Raw genomic sequence first — 16,635 nt, 5'->3', positions numbered from 1 at the left:
ATGGCAAAACCAGACCTATTTTTTCCTAGAGTGTCAAAGTAGGAATAGGCTAGTCACCCCTGTATTCTGTGGTACAGGGAAAAGGTGTTTCGGTATGTTTCGCTATTGTTCGTATACCCTAAAGAGCGTGTGGCGAACGTTAGGCGTAAGAACAGTCTATTCTGTTTATTTTCCGCAACAACTTGGGTGATGGTTGATTAAGGTTGTTTGAGATTTCGCTTAATGTTTGTTGAGCGGAATGAAAATTGGTTTTTCGTTTATTATACGAAATTATAAACCTATTTCGTAAAATAAAATAGGGGGGTAGTTGAAAAATAAGGTGTTAAAATATTCATTTATACAAGCCGTTCGTCAATTTATCCGATAATTTTAATTTTAAGATAATATAGAGCGTATGGATAATTTGTTATTTATTCCCTCGTTATATCCTGGATTGTTATGATTTAAAATAAGGAGCCGGATCTTGTTAATATACCCGGAAAAATACAGGAAATATTAATCTTTGATCCAATAATAAGTTGTGCCTGATGAAGTCACAGAACCGGTAAAGGAGAGTGCTTCGGAGTGCTGCTGTCACAACGATTTTTTTGGAAATGCAGTCTGATTAAATACTCTAGCGTTTCATGCTCTTAAACTTATTGCCTTTCCTTTTCTTTTGATAAGGAGAAATGATAGGGTTTGGATGTGTGAAATGGTATTGTGGTAAAAGATAGTCCGGTTTTGTGCTGGAAAAATCCGACAAATGTTTTTGTATAACGGTTTATTGTGTGTAATGGAAGGGGTGAGATGGCTTTAATTCCCTTTTTAATTGAAATGGAGCCGGAATTTACTTTTGAAGCCAATGATCTTACCTGTTTTTTTATAGGTGTTTGAAGCACTCTTTGGCGCGTTGTTTTTATGACTGATAACAGGCGGAATATTATTTTAAATAATGTCCGCCAAAGGCAATGTTACGGCCCGGTATACGAAGTTTTTTTGCAAAAGAAGAAGCGATTTTGAATTGGAGGAGGACAAACTTAAATCCGACGTGAAAATAAGTATTGGGACAGTGATCTTGAAATTGTCTTGATAGAGTGTTTCGAGGGTGCACGAGTGTATTATGCTTATGGTCGATTAGGTGAAGCGCCGTATTTTCGAAAAGAATAAGGGGGTGACAAACTTGATAAAATATAAATATATACTGTGATTGGTATGGCGTAGTTTTCCATTGTTTCCGCAGTGGCTTTTTTCGATCTTCTCTTAAGTTATTTGATACAGTCTTCTCATGGAAAAATTATAATAGTGTGATATGAAATAAATTTCTTATTTTTTTAAAAATATTATGGGAATAGAATGTTGATTCGGGTTTTTGCCGAATTTTTCATTAGTGAATGGGTTATTTATCGGGTATTGATGTTGTCGGGTTTGTTGATGGGGTGTAATTGTGAATAAAAAATAAACCTAACGAGTTAGGTTGCCCATATTCATTTTTAGGAACGAAATATGCGGTTCGGTAAACTAAATGTGTATAAGTGTATTCAGTAAGTCAGTTTATGTTTTGAAGGAGTTGTGCCTGAAGTACCAACCTTTTGAATTTTAGGTTTTTATTTGTTTCTACGCAGTCTTTACGCTTTACCATTTGCTCTGTACTAATTATTGATATGGGCTATTATACACGGCTAAACATATACGAGCGACTTTTTATCAGCGACACCCACAAGGCGGGCTGGTCAGTTAGGCGAATCGCCGAGGGTATAGACCGTTCGCCCTCTACGGTGAGCCGTGAGCTGGAGCGTAACCGGTGCCGGGGCGCATACGAGCCGCATTTGGCGCATACTTTGGCCGTAGCCCGTGTCCATTGGCGGGCCAGCGGACGCCGGCCAAACGGAAAAACGCTTATCTGCAACCTGACCGGGAAGTACAGGCACATCTTCCCGAGGGTGTTTGTGGCTTGGCTATCGGATACCCAGAAGCATTACCGGAACCCGTGGCGACCGCTTGTGGGCGGAAGGATCACTTACAGGATGGCGTCCTTGTTCAAGCTGTCCGAAAAGCCGATTCATTACCGCAGGATGTTGGAGGCCTTGCTGTTTATGATGGCCCAGCGCAAAGAGCGCGGCGAACTCGTTCCCCGATACTTTGACACCGTAGCCCGGCTGTTTTGCCGGGGAAAGCGGTTGGAACCTAAAGCCGACTCCGTAACAGTCCGGCGTTTGGTGCCCGAAGTTCCCGATATTCCCCTTCGGTATGCGGGCTAAGTCTGTCCTTTTACGCCTTAATCGATTAGTCAGAGCCCGTTTTCGGGCTTTTTTCGTTTTCGCATTTCCGGTTTTGCGTTGCCAGCTACGGGTTTTTCGTGTTTCTCTGTTTTCTTGAGATCAGTTTTTAAAGTTTTTCGACTTTGCGGGGTTGTTTGGAAGGGTGTTGCGCTGACTCACGTGATTTTTTTGAGTGAAGCGGGTTGGAGTTTCTTTATAGCAGACTGTCAGTGGTTTCGGGATGCTATGTTTTTTATACTGAATAAGTCCATCCAGTAAAATAGTTAATGTTTCGGGAGAGGAATATATGAAGGGTTAACCTGTTGGTTTATTAGGTCTTATATTGTCCTCAAGCAGTCTCTTTACGCTTTACTATTTACTTTGTACTATGGACCCTGACACAATTATCTCATTTGTTTAAATGAAATAATTGTGTCAGGGTCCATAAGGTTGGACAAAAAACGTTTCCAGCAACGTCTTTGCGATATGCCTTATAACGCCGGTTGACTTTTACCGGAAGGGACGCTTAGGAGCCCATTGTTTTGAAGATTAAAAATTTTAGACGAAAACAAATCTTTTAGAAGTATGAAAAGAGAATCGTTAAGCCCTGAAAACATCATCGAGTCGGCCGATTACGCAAAAATCGCCACTACGCTCGTACTTTGCCAAGCCTTCCTGACCGAGGGCGATCGTTATTTGCAAGACGTGTTGCACTCGGCCTTAGGGAAGGGCAAAAGAGAGAATAGTCTGGAGCGGGCCGTGGTACGGATAATGGAGCGGCGCAAGGAACTGCAACGCAATATCCGTACGGAGAACAACAATATTGCGGAAGAGACCGACGAGCTGGAACTGCAAAGGCTTCGGGGCAGGGTGAAGCGCTATGAGGGCGAGTTGGAGGAACTGGAAGCCGACTTTTTGGCCAAAAAATCGACATCGTTTAGCGAGGTAAGCCAAACCGCCGCCGATTTTCTGGCGCTAAGCAACAAGTACGAGGCGTACCGCCAAGCGGTAATCAATTATATCAACGACTATGTAGTGCCGGGGAATATAGGAGAGGGTACGGTGGTCTTTGACGGTGTGGAGTATACCGCCTCGTTGGTGGAACAGCCGTAGGCTTTGAACTTGACTTGTTTTTGGGCCCGCCGATTGGTGGGCTTTTTCTTTTGTTGGGGGTTTCTCGGGCGGGCGCCTTGTTGTTAAATGTGATAAGAGGGAAGGAAAGTGTTTTATGTTTGTTTTTCAGTAAGTTTTTATTTTTGGGACCACTTTAGTGCTTTTACAAAGCCTTTGTATGAGGATTTTGATATGTTCTGGCAAAGGAGGGGATACAGTCGAGATTGTCGCTATTTCAGAGTTATTGAGGTTCTTTTTGATTAATTGTTTTTTTTAATTAATCAATAACTTGATTAATCTTAGTGTTTGTGTTTTTTTGTATTATTAATTATATATATTACATTTCCCATTTACCTGTTCGTTTGTTCCTCATTTTTAGCATTATTATTTTTATAATCAATGAAAGTATTATCTTTTCCAAATGGTGAGAAATTGAAAGTCCGCTCGGAAAAAGGGACCATGTTGTTGCGTTTGGATGAATTGGTCTATGTTCGTTCTGATGGTCGCTATTCAAATTTATTTATGTTAGAGCGAAAGCCAATCTTGGTTTCAGAATCTTTAAAGGTTATTGAGGAGTTATTGACTCCTTATTTGTTTGTCAGATGCCATAAATGTTGTCTGATAAATTTGGCTTTTCTTGAAGGTTATTCACAAAGTGCATTGAAAGTGCATCTACGGGGGGGGAAGGAGGAGTATATTCCTGCTTCTAAAAGTGGTTTAATTCTATTGAGGGATGCTTTGAGGGTTTTTGAGTCTTCGGGGTGATTACGTCAAAAAGGTTGTTGATTCCGGAAAAGGTGTTATTGATAACGTATTTCTTTGTTTTGTTTTTTCTTGTCTAAGTATAAGACAAATTACAAGTGAAAAGAGGGGTGAGAGTTGAATGAATTTAGTAAGTGCAAATTTAACTGACACAAGAGTGTGGAGTAAGGCGGGACTGATTTTTAGGTGATTGAATTATTTTAGTCATTTACTGTTTTTTTTGTTATTGCTTGTAGCCTGTTGACGGTTTGTGGCTTGTCTTTGGTAATTCAAGTACATACCTGAATCAGGTAAATAATAGGGTATGCGAATGATAATGAGGTCTAATATCAAGAAAATACTTAACAGTCTATTGTTTTTGGGCTTTGTAGTGGTAATTGGTTGGTTGCCTCAAGTTGTTGATTCTGATTTGATGTACCCTACGGTAAGTGGCAAAACAGTTTTCTTTTTATTTGGAATGTCTTTTTTGTTAGCTATTCAGGCATTAAGGGTTTTGGTGTCGGGGGCGGTGTTTTATCTAAATTTGACGGATTTGGCTTTGGCTTTGTTGTTGGGATATATCGCTATAAATCGTTACTGGATTCAGGATGTGCACGGCTTCTCATTACGTTGGCTGGAGCTCTTGGCTTTGGGTATCTTTTATGTTTTGCTTCGTGCGCAACGGACTGAGTTTTATCCTTGGCTATTATTGGCCTTTATGTTCTCGGGGTTTGGACAGGCGGTGTATGGATTTCTGCAACTGTTCGACTACTACCCTTCCAACCATACGGGCTTTCGGTTGACAGGGAGCTTCTTTAATCCAGGGCCTTATGCCGGTTTTTTGGCAGGTGCTTGGGCCGTAACTTTTGCTATATACCTCTATAGGAAGTCTTTTGTGCGCCTGCTGCTGGGGCGGTATTCCCAGTTTCAGGGGCCTCACTATCGGTTTTTTGAATTTTCAATGGAGTATATACCGTTTTTCTCCATACTCCTAATGGGATCGGTTGTCTTGCTCAGTCGGTCCAGGGCCGCTATCTTGGCCGTGGTACTGTGCGGAGGCGCTTTGGCGCTCTATCGTCACCGTGGCCGGCTCCAGCGGAGATTCCAAAGCACGACCCCTTGGCGTCGTGTGGCCTTGGCTGGCGCACTAGCCCTGATTTTGGTCGGTGGCCTCTGGGGCGCCTACTGCTTCAAACAGGGCTCTGCTGATGGCCGTTGGCTAATATGGAAGGTGACAACACATATGGTGGCCGACGCCCCCCTCTTCGGTCGGGGATTCGACCGCTTCCGGGCCCGGTATATGGACTATCAGGCCGATTATTTCCAGGGTAAGGAAGATGTGCTGGAGGCTTATCTGGCCGATAACGTGCGGTACGCCTTCAACGCCCCCCTGCAGTTTGTGGCGGAAGAGGGCTTGACAGGGTTGCTTTTGGTGGTGGTGCTACTCTATGTGCTTTTGGGCCGTAAACGAATTCGTTCACCGCTTACCCTGTTCGGAGGAATGATACTCTTAGCCGTCTTCGTTTTCGGACTCTTCGCTTACCCCGAGCAAATATTGTCGACCAAGGTGGCTGTCGTTATGGCCTTGGCTATAATGACTGACAAAGTTTCAAAGGTGCGTTTGGGGTATGCCTTCTGGCCTGTCTTTGCGAGAGCCTTAACGGTGTCCGGAGCTTTGATGCTGGGAGCAGTCTTGGTTTGGAAAGGGAATAGTGTCCAAGAGGCTTTTCGGACATGGAAAACGGCCGATTGGGATTATCGTTACGGTGACTTCCAAATGGCGGCGGAGGACTTCCAGAGTTGTGAAAAGGTTTTGGGCTCCGACGGAGCCTTCCTTCTGCAATACGGTAAGGCCCTGGCGATGTGCGAGAGATGGGAAGAAGCCTTGGCGACGCTCCAAAAAGCCGTGGCCTTGGAGGGTAGCACCGTTGCGCAAACCTCTTTGGGTGATTGTTATAAGGCTCTTGACCGGACCGCCGAAGCGAAGGAGGCTTATAAAAAGGCATTGGCTATGGTGCCCTCCCGCTTCTTTCCCTGCTATCTCCTAGCTAAGCTTTATGCGGAGAAAGGAAAGAGAAAAGAAGCTGGGAGATGGGCTCGGGAGCTGATGCGAAAGCCCGTAAGGGTGCCCTCGACAGCGATTGAGGAAATGCGGGAAGAGATGCGGAAGATAATAAGTGAAAATGCTTTGGGGGAAGGAAAGCCTCCGGGGACTGAAACGAAGATATAGCGATAAATCCATGTTCAACCTTAAAAGACCAGTGCTATGACTTAGTCGTTTTCCGGAGGCTGATCGCTAAGATAGGCAATTTCCCGAAGTATAGTAGGGCGCTCCGACCAAATTTAGGTGCTTTTGTGCCGTATTTCCAATTACCTTTTATTCGTTTCACGGTACGGTAATCCGTGCCATAAAATTTAGAACTATGAAATTCAAAATATTTGCTTTGATCTTGTTTGCCGGCGTATTCGCCTTTGGTGCTTTCTCTTTCAATAACACCTCTAAAGAGGATGTGAGTTTGGCTCGTTTGATGGCGATGAATATCGCTGAGGCTGGGGAGGACCCAATTTTGAATTACCCAGGCTGCGATAATGCGAATTGGTATGACAGGTGTCGGCAGTCTAATGGTTATATAGTTAACGGATGTGATGATTCAAGCTTTTGGGATACCTGTCAAAAATAACTAAGGAATATTGGGATCAGCTTTGTTGATTCCATGGTAATCGCAAGAAAGAAAATACTGAGTTGATTATGGTCAAAAAGGTCAATTCCGATAAACTTGAACATAAAGATGTTTCACATCATAGGCGTTCTACAACGCCCTGAGAAGCACATTTTAATCTATCAAATTTTTCGGATATAAGACTTGAGTGTTTTCTTGCGGTTGCCTTGTTGTTGATTCAAGGCTGGTTCTATTTTTTACTCTACCCGACGGTTTTTCAAACGACGGAAATATTGCTTGAAAACGACTGTCATAAGTCCCCAAAAAATCCACTCTTCAATCGAAGAGCAACAAATCCATATCACTATGATGGCTTATAAATAGTCTTATTTTGATATCGCCAAAAACCGTCGGGTAGAGTATCTATTTTTTAAATTCATATATGACCATTTAATTTTAAACATGAAAATATTAACTAGGTTTTCCTTGGTTGTTCTAGTGGTGGTTTTGTTTTGGTCATGCGGGGAAACAAAAGTTATCCGTGTGAGTGAAGCGGGCGCTAAGTTTACAGAGTTTCCTGATTCATGCGGTATAGCAATGAAGAAGGTGATTGACGTTCCCGGAATAATAACAGGTATGTGTTTAGCAGACTCTACTTTGTTTATGCTCAATAGTAAACACGGTAGAGAGGGAAGATCATTATATAATTATTATCTAGGTTCAGACAGTTTGTCATTAGGTTATGTGACTAGGGGTCGTGGGCCAGGTGAAGTCCTTGGTGCTAATAGTATTTGTCTCGCAGGAGGAAAGCTTTGGATGTTTGATATAACCTTGGAAAAATTTTTGGTTTCAAGAGAGTCGGTCATTGATGCCATGCCGGACAAAGCGGGGATGTTTGCGGAAGTTCGTTTAGAAAAAGATAGAAATGTTTATGCCTTGGTCGCTGTGTTAAATGATTCTGCTTTTGTGTCTAGCGCAAACTTAACGAGTCCATTCAAAGTGACCAAGGTCAATATGGGGGCGACTCCGACTGTTAGTCATTTTGGAGAATACCATGGGGAAGTGGATTCGTCTTATGTTGGAGGCTTGAAGAAAGCCTTTAATGCGCTTCCTTTTGCGCACCCGTCAGGAGAAAAGCTTGTGCTGGCATACACTAATACGGATGTTATAGAGATTTATGACACTCAAAAAGAAAGAAGATTAGTGGCGATCCATGGGCCGGATAATATAACGCTGGATTTTGAGCAGAAACAAAAGTTTGCTCGGGCTTTTATTCGAGATGATAAAGATGATATAAGAACCTTTGAAGGTGGAGCGGTGACGGAAGAGTATATTTATTTGATTTATTCGGGCAAGCCACTTCGTTATATGTCGAATGGTAGGCGTTTACTGAATCTAGGAGGAAAATCCATTTTGGTTTATGATTGGGAAGGAAATCCTGTTAAGAAATTTTTGTTGGATAAACAGGTGGTGAGTATTTCCGTGTCACAGAATGATGAAATGTTATATGCGTTTGATGTGAATGAAGGGTGTTTGGTAAAGGCAGATATAAAAATGCAGGGAATATGAGGAGATTGCTTTGTCTTTTTGTTGTTTTCATTATTGCTCTAAGCTGTGGTTCTAAGAGGGATAAAGCTCAAGGTTTGCTTGAAACAAAGATTAATGATTATTTAGGAAGGCAGCTGGCGATACCTGATAAAATAAAGACTTATAACGCTTTTAATCGGATAATCCTAGATAGTTTAGAAATTTCAATTTCAAATTATAAAATATACTCCTATGTGGACGCGTCTTGTCCTACGTGTATAAAGAGTACGAATAAGTGGGATAGTCTGACTGTTGAGTTTGTTGAATTCAATGTTCCAATAATATTGATTCTCGAATCGGCTGATAATTTTGAATCGTTAAAATATTACTGTGAGTCAGGAGGTATCAAGAACTTTTCTTACCCATTTTTTCTAGATATGGAAGGCCAGTTCTTTATGAAAAATGCTGAGTTTATGAACGAGCATAAGCACTTTGAGACGGTGTTGACTAACCGAGAGAACGAGATCTTGATGTTCGGTAATCCAATCCACTCCGAGGCGATTAAGGAATCGTATTTAAAGTATCTAGCTAAGAACGCAAAAAAATAGATGAGAAAACGCTTTGTTTTGGGCCTCTTAGGGGGGGCGATATTGTCACTTGCTGTTCTAGGCTTATATTGGTTGGCCATATTGTCCTTGGTTTTGGTCTTGTGTCTCTTTACACTAAAGAAAGCGTTGGTCAGAGTCGCTTCTATGCCTCTTCGTCGTGGGCTTTCAGCCGTTTTATTGGTGTTTGGCCTGATGGTCACCACTGCGCTGTTTAAGGTTGTGGTGGTAGGGCCTTTCCGTATACCAAGTGGATCAATGCAAAAAACTTTGTACACCGGAGATGTGGTTTTAGTTAATAAGCTGGCTTTCGGGCCTCGCCTGCCTCGTTCCCCTTTCGAGATTCCTTGGTTGAATATCGCGTTTTATTTTAATGATAAAGCGAGGTCCCGAATCAAGGAAAAGTGGTGGGATTACCGTCGATTGCCGGGCATGGATTCGGTAAGGCGTGGTGAGATGTACGTATCCGAGACTAATTTCGGGTATGTGGCCAAGCGTTGTGTGGCCTTGCCAGGAGATACGCTTGAGGTGCGGGGAGGGGCTTTACGGGTGAACGGTCGGTCTTTCGAGCCTTCGGAGGCCGTCAGGAGCCGTTACGGATTTCGTGTCCGTGATAACGAAGGTTTCCAGAGTTTTATCAAACAGAAAGCTGTACGACTAAAACCAAATGATCAGGGACTATATAGGCCTGTTCTGGAGAAAGGTTTCGCTGACGCTTTAATAAATAGCGGAGTGGTGGATTCCTTGAGAATACTGCCGTCGCAACACAAGAAAAGTAATTTGTACGGTCCATTAAGTCCTTGGACATTTTCCGATTATGGTCCTTATATAGTGCCAAAGAAGGGGTGTCGAATAGAACTCACCCCTTTTAATTTTTCCTGCTATGGACGTTTGATTAAAGATTATGAAGGAGCGAAAATAGTTAGGAGGGGAGATGGGTTTTGGTTAAGAGGGGAGCAAGTTACGCATTATAACTTTCACAGAGACTACTATTTTATGATGGGAGATAACCGGGTTTGGACAGTGGATTCAAGGGGCTGGGGCCCACTTCCTGAGTGCAATTTGGTTGGTCGTATAGACATGGTGTTGTGGTCGTCATGGGAGGGTGAGTTCCATTGGGAACGTTTTATGAAGTTCGTGGATTGATTTTTCTATTGCCTTATGAAGAAAACTATTGTTTTATTTTTTATGGTATTAGTCGCTTATGCCTGCTCGACTCCCGAATCACGGATCGTGGAGTTGGCTGGAGCCAATGGTAAAGAGCTTAAAGCAACGTTGGCTTTGTATGAAGGTGATGCGGTCAAGTTCAGGGCTATGAATTTTTTGATAAGGAGTCTTCCGTATCATTATTCTATTGACTCTTTACCCTATTTCTCACGTTGGAAAGCCTACGCTGAGATGCGTGACATCATGCGTAGTGAGAGGCGTTTTTCATGGCGGAAGGGAAGGGATGTGTTAGATAGTTTGCTGTCGATAAACGGAAAAAGTCAAGAGTATAAGGCTGTTCAGGAAGATCTTTTTGAGGTGTCATCCGAATATTTGAAAGGTAATACGGATTTAGCATTCGAAAGTAGAAATGGTGTCTCAAAGCTTTTTACATGTACCGAAGAACAGTTTTTTGAATATGTACTGCCGTATCGGGTGAGAGATAGAATGTTGAAGGATTCGTGGCGTACATTTTACCGAAAAAAGAATGATTCATTGAGGTATAAATTATTGGGGGAAAGTGTGCCTGAGGCTATAAAGGGATTTATGGGTAAAACCAGAAGAATGGGCTTTAATCCAGTACTTCGGGGTGTATTGGATTATTGGGACTATACCTCGTATGAAATGTCGAATGCAGTAAATTGTGATCAAGCTACTGTTTATAATTTGATGATATTAAGGAGTCAAGGTATTCCTTGTGCCATTGACTTTGTACCTTCATGGGCAAATGTAAATTCTTGGCTAGAAGGTGGACATAGTTGGAATACTATTGTAACGAAGGATAAAAGCTATCCTTTTGACCCGTTTTATTCAGAGGATATGTTTAACCTTAAGGAATTATATAATAACAAATATTGGAATCGCAGATTTACCTTTAAGCTCCCCAAAGTATATAGAGAGACATATTCCGTTCGAAATGATAATGTCCTAAAGCATAAGAAGGTAAAGTTGGGAAATATACCAAGTGCTTTTCGGAAGTATGGTTATAAGGATGTAAGTGAAGAGTATTTTGAAGCTTCAACACTTGAATTTGATGTTCAAGGTAAGCTTCCTTCTGATACATATTATTTGTATTTGTGTGTATATCAAAAGGGAGGCTGGAGACCTGTCACTTTAGCAGAAATTGAAGATGATAAAGTCGTATTTCCGAAAATGGGCCGTGGTATATTATATCAACTTGCATATTGTAAGAGTAGTGTGATTTTTCCAGTAGGTAAGCCTCTCTTTTTGAATGAGCAAGGTAAAATCCGTTATTTTAACTTAAGCGGTAAAGGACGGGAAAGACGAATTCAAGTCAAGAGACAACATTTAGGTGGGCCTCATGAGGATAAAGATTTAAAGTACTTAGCTAAAACTGAAATACAAATAAGCAATGACAGCCTTTGGCGGGATTATAAGGTCTTGGCCCATGTACCGGACTCAATGTTGAATGCCCGTTATAATCAACGTTGTGAGCTGGTGAAGAAAAAGTATGTACGTTTGACTTTTCGTGGAGATAGTTTACGTTTAGGGGAGCTGAGCCTTTATAGGAGTGGTGAGCGTATAGACTTAAAAGCCTGTAAGGTGAAAAGCAATTGTCAGTCATCGAATCAGGACTTGCGTAAGGTCAGTGATGGTGAGGCGTATTCAGAGGTTTGTTTAGGAAGAGCTACTAAAGACAGTGTAGGGTATGTGGTTTGGGAGTTACCTAAAGGCGTTTCTTTTGATTCGTTACGTGTTGACGCTTGTGTGAAAACAGATCTAAAGAATGGGCTAGTATATGAGTTGGTGTATTTGGGTGCTGAACATCAATGGATTTCGTTGGGTGGGAAAAAGTATGAAGGGGATTTGTTGGTGTATGAAAATGTCCCTGAAGATGAGGTGCTGACCTTACGTTGGGTGGATGAAAAGGGCCGGACACAATATGGTTGGATCTTCGAGTATAGGAATGGACGACAAGAGTGGTTTTGATCTTCGGAAATTGATTAACATGAAAGTTTTTGGAATAGTACGCCGAATAAAGGTGTTGTGTTTATTGTGCGTATTAGGATCATGTGCAAAGACAAATAACCCGAAGGAAGTTCGGACAAGCACTAAACGGCCCGCAACCCAAGTGCAGATAGCCCCGGCCCAAATAACAAACTTCGAACGCCGGATTATCGGCAACGGAAAACTGATAGCGGTACAAAGCGCCTCTTTGGAGGTTACGGGCTCGGGAGTGGTTACGGTATTGAATGTTTCGGAAGGTGATCGCATCGGCAAGGGGCAATTGGTCGGTGCGTTGGATGATGCCGAGGCTAAATTGGGGCTGGCGGAAGCCGAAAGGAAATTGGAGCAGGCCAAGGCGGGCTTGCGGGACTTTATGTTTGCTAGGGGCTTTGAAGGTGGTTTGGCGGATACGGCCAAGGCAGATCCCGCGGTCGTTCGTTTGGGGCGTATCGAGAAGGGCTATGAGTCGGCCCTGACCGGTTTGGCCAGGGCTAGGTTGGCGCTGTCCAAGACCCGGGCCCGGGCGCCGTTTTCGGGTTTGGTGGCCAATCTGAACGGACGGATGTATCAGCGTCCGGAAGCGGGCAAGCCGTTCTGCCGGCTGATTGACGATAGCGCCTTTGATCTGGAGTTTTCCGTTTTGGAGTCCGAAGCGCCGGATTTGTCAGAGGGGATGCCGGTTAAGGCTGAAGCTTTTGCGTTTGCCGGTAAAGAGTACACCGGGCGGGTGGTTTCGGTCAATCCGTTGGTGGACGAAAACGGATTGGTGCGCGTTCGGGCCCGTTTGCGCAATGCCGACGGAAGCTTGCGCGAGGGCATGAACGTTAAAGTGACGCTGACTAAGCTGATGCCTGGGCTCTTGGTAGTACCCAAAAGCGCTGTGGTTACCCGTTCGGGCAGGTCGGTGGTGTTTACGGTGTCGGAAGGCAGGGCCGTTTGGAATGAGGTGGAGCTAGGCCCTTCGAATTCTGAACAGCAGGTTTTGGCCGGAGGCAAAGTGAAATCCGGTGACCGTGTGGTGGTGGCCGGTAATGTTAATCTGGGACATCAGGCTAAGGTGAAAGTGAGGAAAAAGTAAAAATGGAGGCGTTTACATAATCGCTCGGGTTAAATTTTCCGGCTGAAATATTTTTCAAACGAATCTTTTCGTTATATTGATGCTATTGTTTTATAGTTTATTTTTTAATTAAATTTTTCAGCTATGAATCTTAAATATGACTCAATAAGTATCTATTCTTTTTTTAAATATAATTCTATTGGTTTTGATGTGGTGATTGGCTTGTAGAGACATGGCATGCCTTGTCTCTACGTTCAGAGAGGCCTTTTGATGAATCGCATGACGTTTCGCCAAACTCTTTGATATCTCATACCAACAACCAAAAAGTAATACCCAACCATGCTAGATTTTCTGATCAAACGTCCGATTGCGGTGACGGTGGTGTTTTTGGCGGCCGTGGTGCTGGGCCTGCTTTCGGCGGGGCGCTTGCCGGTGTCGTTGTTGCCGGATACCGATATTCCCGAGATTACCGTCCGCCTATCTTATCCCGACCGTTCGGCTTTGGAGTTTGAGCGTCAGTTTACCTCCAAGGTCCGTCGCCAGTTGACGCAGGTGGGCTACCTGCAGTCGGTGGAGAGCCAGACCAACGACGGCGAGGCGGATCTGCGTTTGCGCTTTGAGTACGGCGCCGACGTGGACCGGGCTTTTATAGAGGTAAACGAGAAGCTGGACAGGGTGATGAACAGTTTCCCGCGTGAGATGGACCGCCCGCGGGTGGTGAAGGCCGGGGCGGCGGATGTGCCGGTGTTCTTTCTGCACGTGCGTCTGGCTTCGGACAGTGTGGACGAAAAGCGCTTCTTGGAGCTAAGCCGTTTTTCCGACGCCGTAATTCGCCGGCGTTTGGAACGCTTGGACGAGGTGGCTATGGCCGATGTTAGCGGAGGTACCCGTCCGGAAATAATTATAGAGACCGATCCGGCTTTGCTGAGCGGTTATAATATCGGTAATGGTACAATATCGCAGGCGCTGAAGGAGCATAATAGAAACGTGGGCCAGCTGAGCGTGCGCGACGGTTATTACCGCTATTTCGTGACTTTCGCCTCCGAGCTGGAAACGGTGGAGGATATCCGGAATTTGCCACTGAAGGCCGGCGACCGGCTGTTGCGTATCGGTGATGTGGCTAAAGTGACTGTCCGGCCTAAAGAGCGCGAGGGACTTTGCGCCGTGGATGGTGTTCCTGCTGTGACGATGGCCGTGATCAAACGCGCCGACGCCCGAATGGAAGACCTTGACAAATCGCTCCGCAAGGTGATGGCCAATATGGAAAAGGAATATCCGGAAGTGCGGATCAACCTGTCGCGGGACCAGACGGAGCTTTTGCGTTACGCCATTTCCAATTTGGAACAGACGCTTTTTACCGGAGCCTTGCTGGCCTTTTTGGTGATGTTCTTCTTTATGCGCGATCTGCGTTCGCCGTTGCTTACGGGGCTTACGGTGCCGGTCTCTTTGGCTATCACTTTTCTTTGTTTTGAGGCAATGGGCGTTTCCGTCAATATCATTTCCCTATCGGGCTTGGTGCTGGGCGTGGGAATGATGATTGACAATTCGATTATCGTGATCGACAATATAGCGCAGTACCGGGCCCGCGGAGAGAAGCTTACGGCCGCTTGCGTATTGGGTTCCGCTACGGTATTCCGGCCCTTGCTTAGTTCGGTGCTTACCACCTGTTCCGTATTTGTTCCCCTGATTTTTTTGAGCGGATTGTCGGGCGCGTTGTTTTATGACCAAGCTATGGCCGTAGCCGCCGGACTGTTGGTGTCGTTGGTGGTTAGTGTTACGCTCTTGCCGGTGTATTACCGCATTATCCACTTGCGCGATATGCTGAAAACACCACGCTGGATGGCCCGTTGGATGGAGCTTTTCGACTACGAGGGTTGGTATGAGCGGGGCTTCTTTTTCGTTTTCCGAAATATAAAAGTATTTCTGGGGGCCTTTCTGCTTTGCGTGGTCCTTACCGGATTGTTGTTGAATTGGTTACCGCAACGCCGTTTTCCGGCCGTGCCCAAGCGTGATATGATCGTGAAAGTGGACTGGAACGAACCGCTGACGGTGGAAGAAAACGTAAAGCGAGCCGACGGCCTGTTAACCTCGGCCTCTGGCGCCGACAGCATTTTGGCTTATCACGAATATAGGGTAGGCGTGCAGGATTTCCTGATGTCGCGCGACGAGCCCGGGCCTACCGAGGCTACGCTATATCTGTTGGCTTCCGAACCGGAGAGTTTGCCGGTGTTGCGCAAGCGGGTTTCGGATTGGATGGCCACGGCATTTCCTACGGCGACATTGACTTTCGAGAAAGCGCCCGACGTTTTCGACCATGTATTTGACCAAGGCGGAGCGCAGTTGGTATTGGGCCTCAGTTCCGACAAAGGCGAGCGCATGGAAGTGGAAGACGTGGAGCGTCTGGCGGAAAGGGTAAGTGCCGCGGTGCCGGAATATGGTATTTCTGGTCCGACATATCGGGAGGCTTTGGCCGTATCGCTGAATTTTGAGCGCCTAAAGCTTTACGGAATTACCGCTAGTCAGGCTATAGCTACGCTAAAAGCCGCGTTGAATTCCGACTTCGTGGACAAGCTTCGCGGTACGGATGAGTTTGTGCCCGTTTTGATTGGAGAAAAGGCCAAACCTATCGGAAAGGTATTGGAACAAACGATGATCTATGGTGCCGAAGGCAAACAGTATCCGCTGTCCACTTTTTTGAAAGTCAGAAACGATAGGGGACTGAAAGAAATAGCTGGCAATGGCGGTGGCGAGTATCTTCCGTTTCGTATCGAAACTCCGCAAGGCAAAGAAGAGGAAGTGATCGACAAGCTGAAACGCACTTTTGTGAATGATGATAAACTATCGGCCACCTTTATGGGAACTTATTTCGAAAACCAGGAACTGATGCTGGAAATGGGCTTCGTGTTTTTGGTGTCGCTCGGTTTGCTCTACTTGATTTTGGCCGCTCAGTTCGAATCATTGAAACAACCGCTGATCGTTTTGATCGAGGTTCCCGTATCGGCCGCCGGGGCTTTGGGCTTGTTGGCTGTGGCGGGCGGAAGCTTGAACCTGATGTCGGCTATCGGGATTATCGTGATGTGCGGTATTATCATCAACGATTCCATTCTGAAAATCGATACCGTAAACCGCTTGCGTTCCGAAGAGGGATTCGGCGTGTTGCGGGCTATAGCCGAGGCGGGAAAACGTCGCCTGAAGCCGATTTTGATGACCAGTATGACGACTATTCTGGCTTTGGTGCCTTTCCTTTTCGTGACTGATTTGGGTGGCGCTTTGCAAAAGCCCCTGGCCCTTACCGTAATCGGTGGTATGACGGTCGGTACTCTGGTGAGTCTTTATTTCGTGCCTTTGTGTTATTGGCTGGCCGAGCGGGGATCAGACAAAGTGAAAGTCAATATGGAACCCGCCGAGGTGGAGGCCTGACGGCGTTTTTGGAACGATTAAGTACTATAGTGAATGAGCGATTACCGAGATGTAAACATATTGATTTATAGCTTTCCACAGCTACAACCGAGCAGTCTCTT

General features: G+C 44.9%; 11 protein-coding genes. All 11 read left to right on the top strand.

Features of this window, described 5'->3' with window-relative positions:
- The first annotated feature begins 1,640 nt into the window (after positions 1-1,640).
- Positions 1,641-2,237, top strand: a complete 597-nt coding sequence (locus tag AABK39_RS27750) for a helix-turn-helix domain-containing protein (RefSeq protein ID WP_421825138.1) — start codon at positions 1,641-1,643, stop codon at positions 2,235-2,237.
- A 585-nt stretch (positions 2,238-2,822) separates the two neighbouring features.
- Positions 2,823-3,350: a hypothetical protein gene (locus AABK39_RS14495; protein WP_338392059.1), complete on the top strand. Its 528-nt coding sequence runs from the start codon at positions 2,823-2,825 to the stop codon at positions 3,348-3,350.
- 399 nt (positions 3,351-3,749) lie between these two features.
- Complete coding sequence (locus AABK39_RS14490) at positions 3,750-4,115, top strand: LytR/AlgR family response regulator transcription factor (RefSeq protein WP_338392058.1); 366 nt, start codon at positions 3,750-3,752, stop codon at positions 4,113-4,115.
- A 301-nt stretch (positions 4,116-4,416) separates the two neighbouring features.
- Entirely contained in the window at positions 4,417-6,321 is a 1,905-nt protein-coding gene (locus AABK39_RS14485; RefSeq protein WP_338392057.1) for an O-antigen ligase family protein, read from the top strand.
- A gap of 193 nt (positions 6,322-6,514) precedes the next feature.
- Entirely contained in the window at positions 6,515-6,772 is a 258-nt protein-coding gene (locus AABK39_RS14480) for a hypothetical protein (protein WP_338392056.1), read from the top strand.
- A 441-nt stretch (positions 6,773-7,213) separates the two neighbouring features.
- Positions 7,214-8,320, top strand: coding sequence for a BF3164 family lipoprotein (locus AABK39_RS14475; RefSeq protein WP_338392055.1), 1,107 nt, complete (start codon positions 7,214-7,216; stop codon positions 8,318-8,320).
- A 431-nt stretch (positions 8,321-8,751) separates the two neighbouring features.
- Complete coding sequence (locus AABK39_RS14470) at positions 8,752-8,886, top strand: hypothetical protein (RefSeq protein WP_338392054.1); 135 nt, start codon at positions 8,752-8,754, stop codon at positions 8,884-8,886.
- The gene (gene lepB / locus AABK39_RS14465) at positions 8,887-10,029 is read left to right on the top strand and encodes a signal peptidase I (protein ID WP_338392053.1); all 1,143 of its coding nucleotides are present in this window, start codon (positions 8,887-8,889) and stop codon (positions 10,027-10,029) included.
- 15 nt (positions 10,030-10,044) lie between these two features.
- Complete coding sequence (locus tag AABK39_RS14460; protein ID WP_338392052.1) at positions 10,045-12,039, top strand: hypothetical protein; 1,995 nt, start codon at positions 10,045-10,047, stop codon at positions 12,037-12,039.
- Between the two features lie 142 nt (positions 12,040-12,181).
- Positions 12,182-13,135 (top strand): efflux RND transporter periplasmic adaptor subunit, encoded by a 954-nt coding sequence (locus AABK39_RS14455; protein ID WP_338392051.1) that lies wholly within the window; start codon positions 12,182-12,184, stop codon positions 13,133-13,135.
- Positions 13,136-13,453: 318 nt separating this feature from the next.
- Positions 13,454-16,534 carry an efflux RND transporter permease subunit gene (locus tag AABK39_RS14450; protein WP_338392050.1) on the top strand — a complete coding sequence of 1,027 codons (3,081 nt, stop codon included), beginning with the start codon at positions 13,454-13,456 and terminating at the stop codon, positions 16,532-16,534.
- Positions 16,535-16,635: the final 101 nt, after the last annotated feature.

The sequence above is a fragment of the Fulvitalea axinellae genome (assembly GCF_036492835.1).
GTDB lineage: Bacteria > Bacteroidota > Bacteroidia > Cytophagales > Cyclobacteriaceae > Fulvitalea > Fulvitalea axinellae.
The sequence above is the reverse complement of the archived record's forward strand: the minus strand, read 5'-3'. Positions and strand labels throughout refer to the sequence as shown.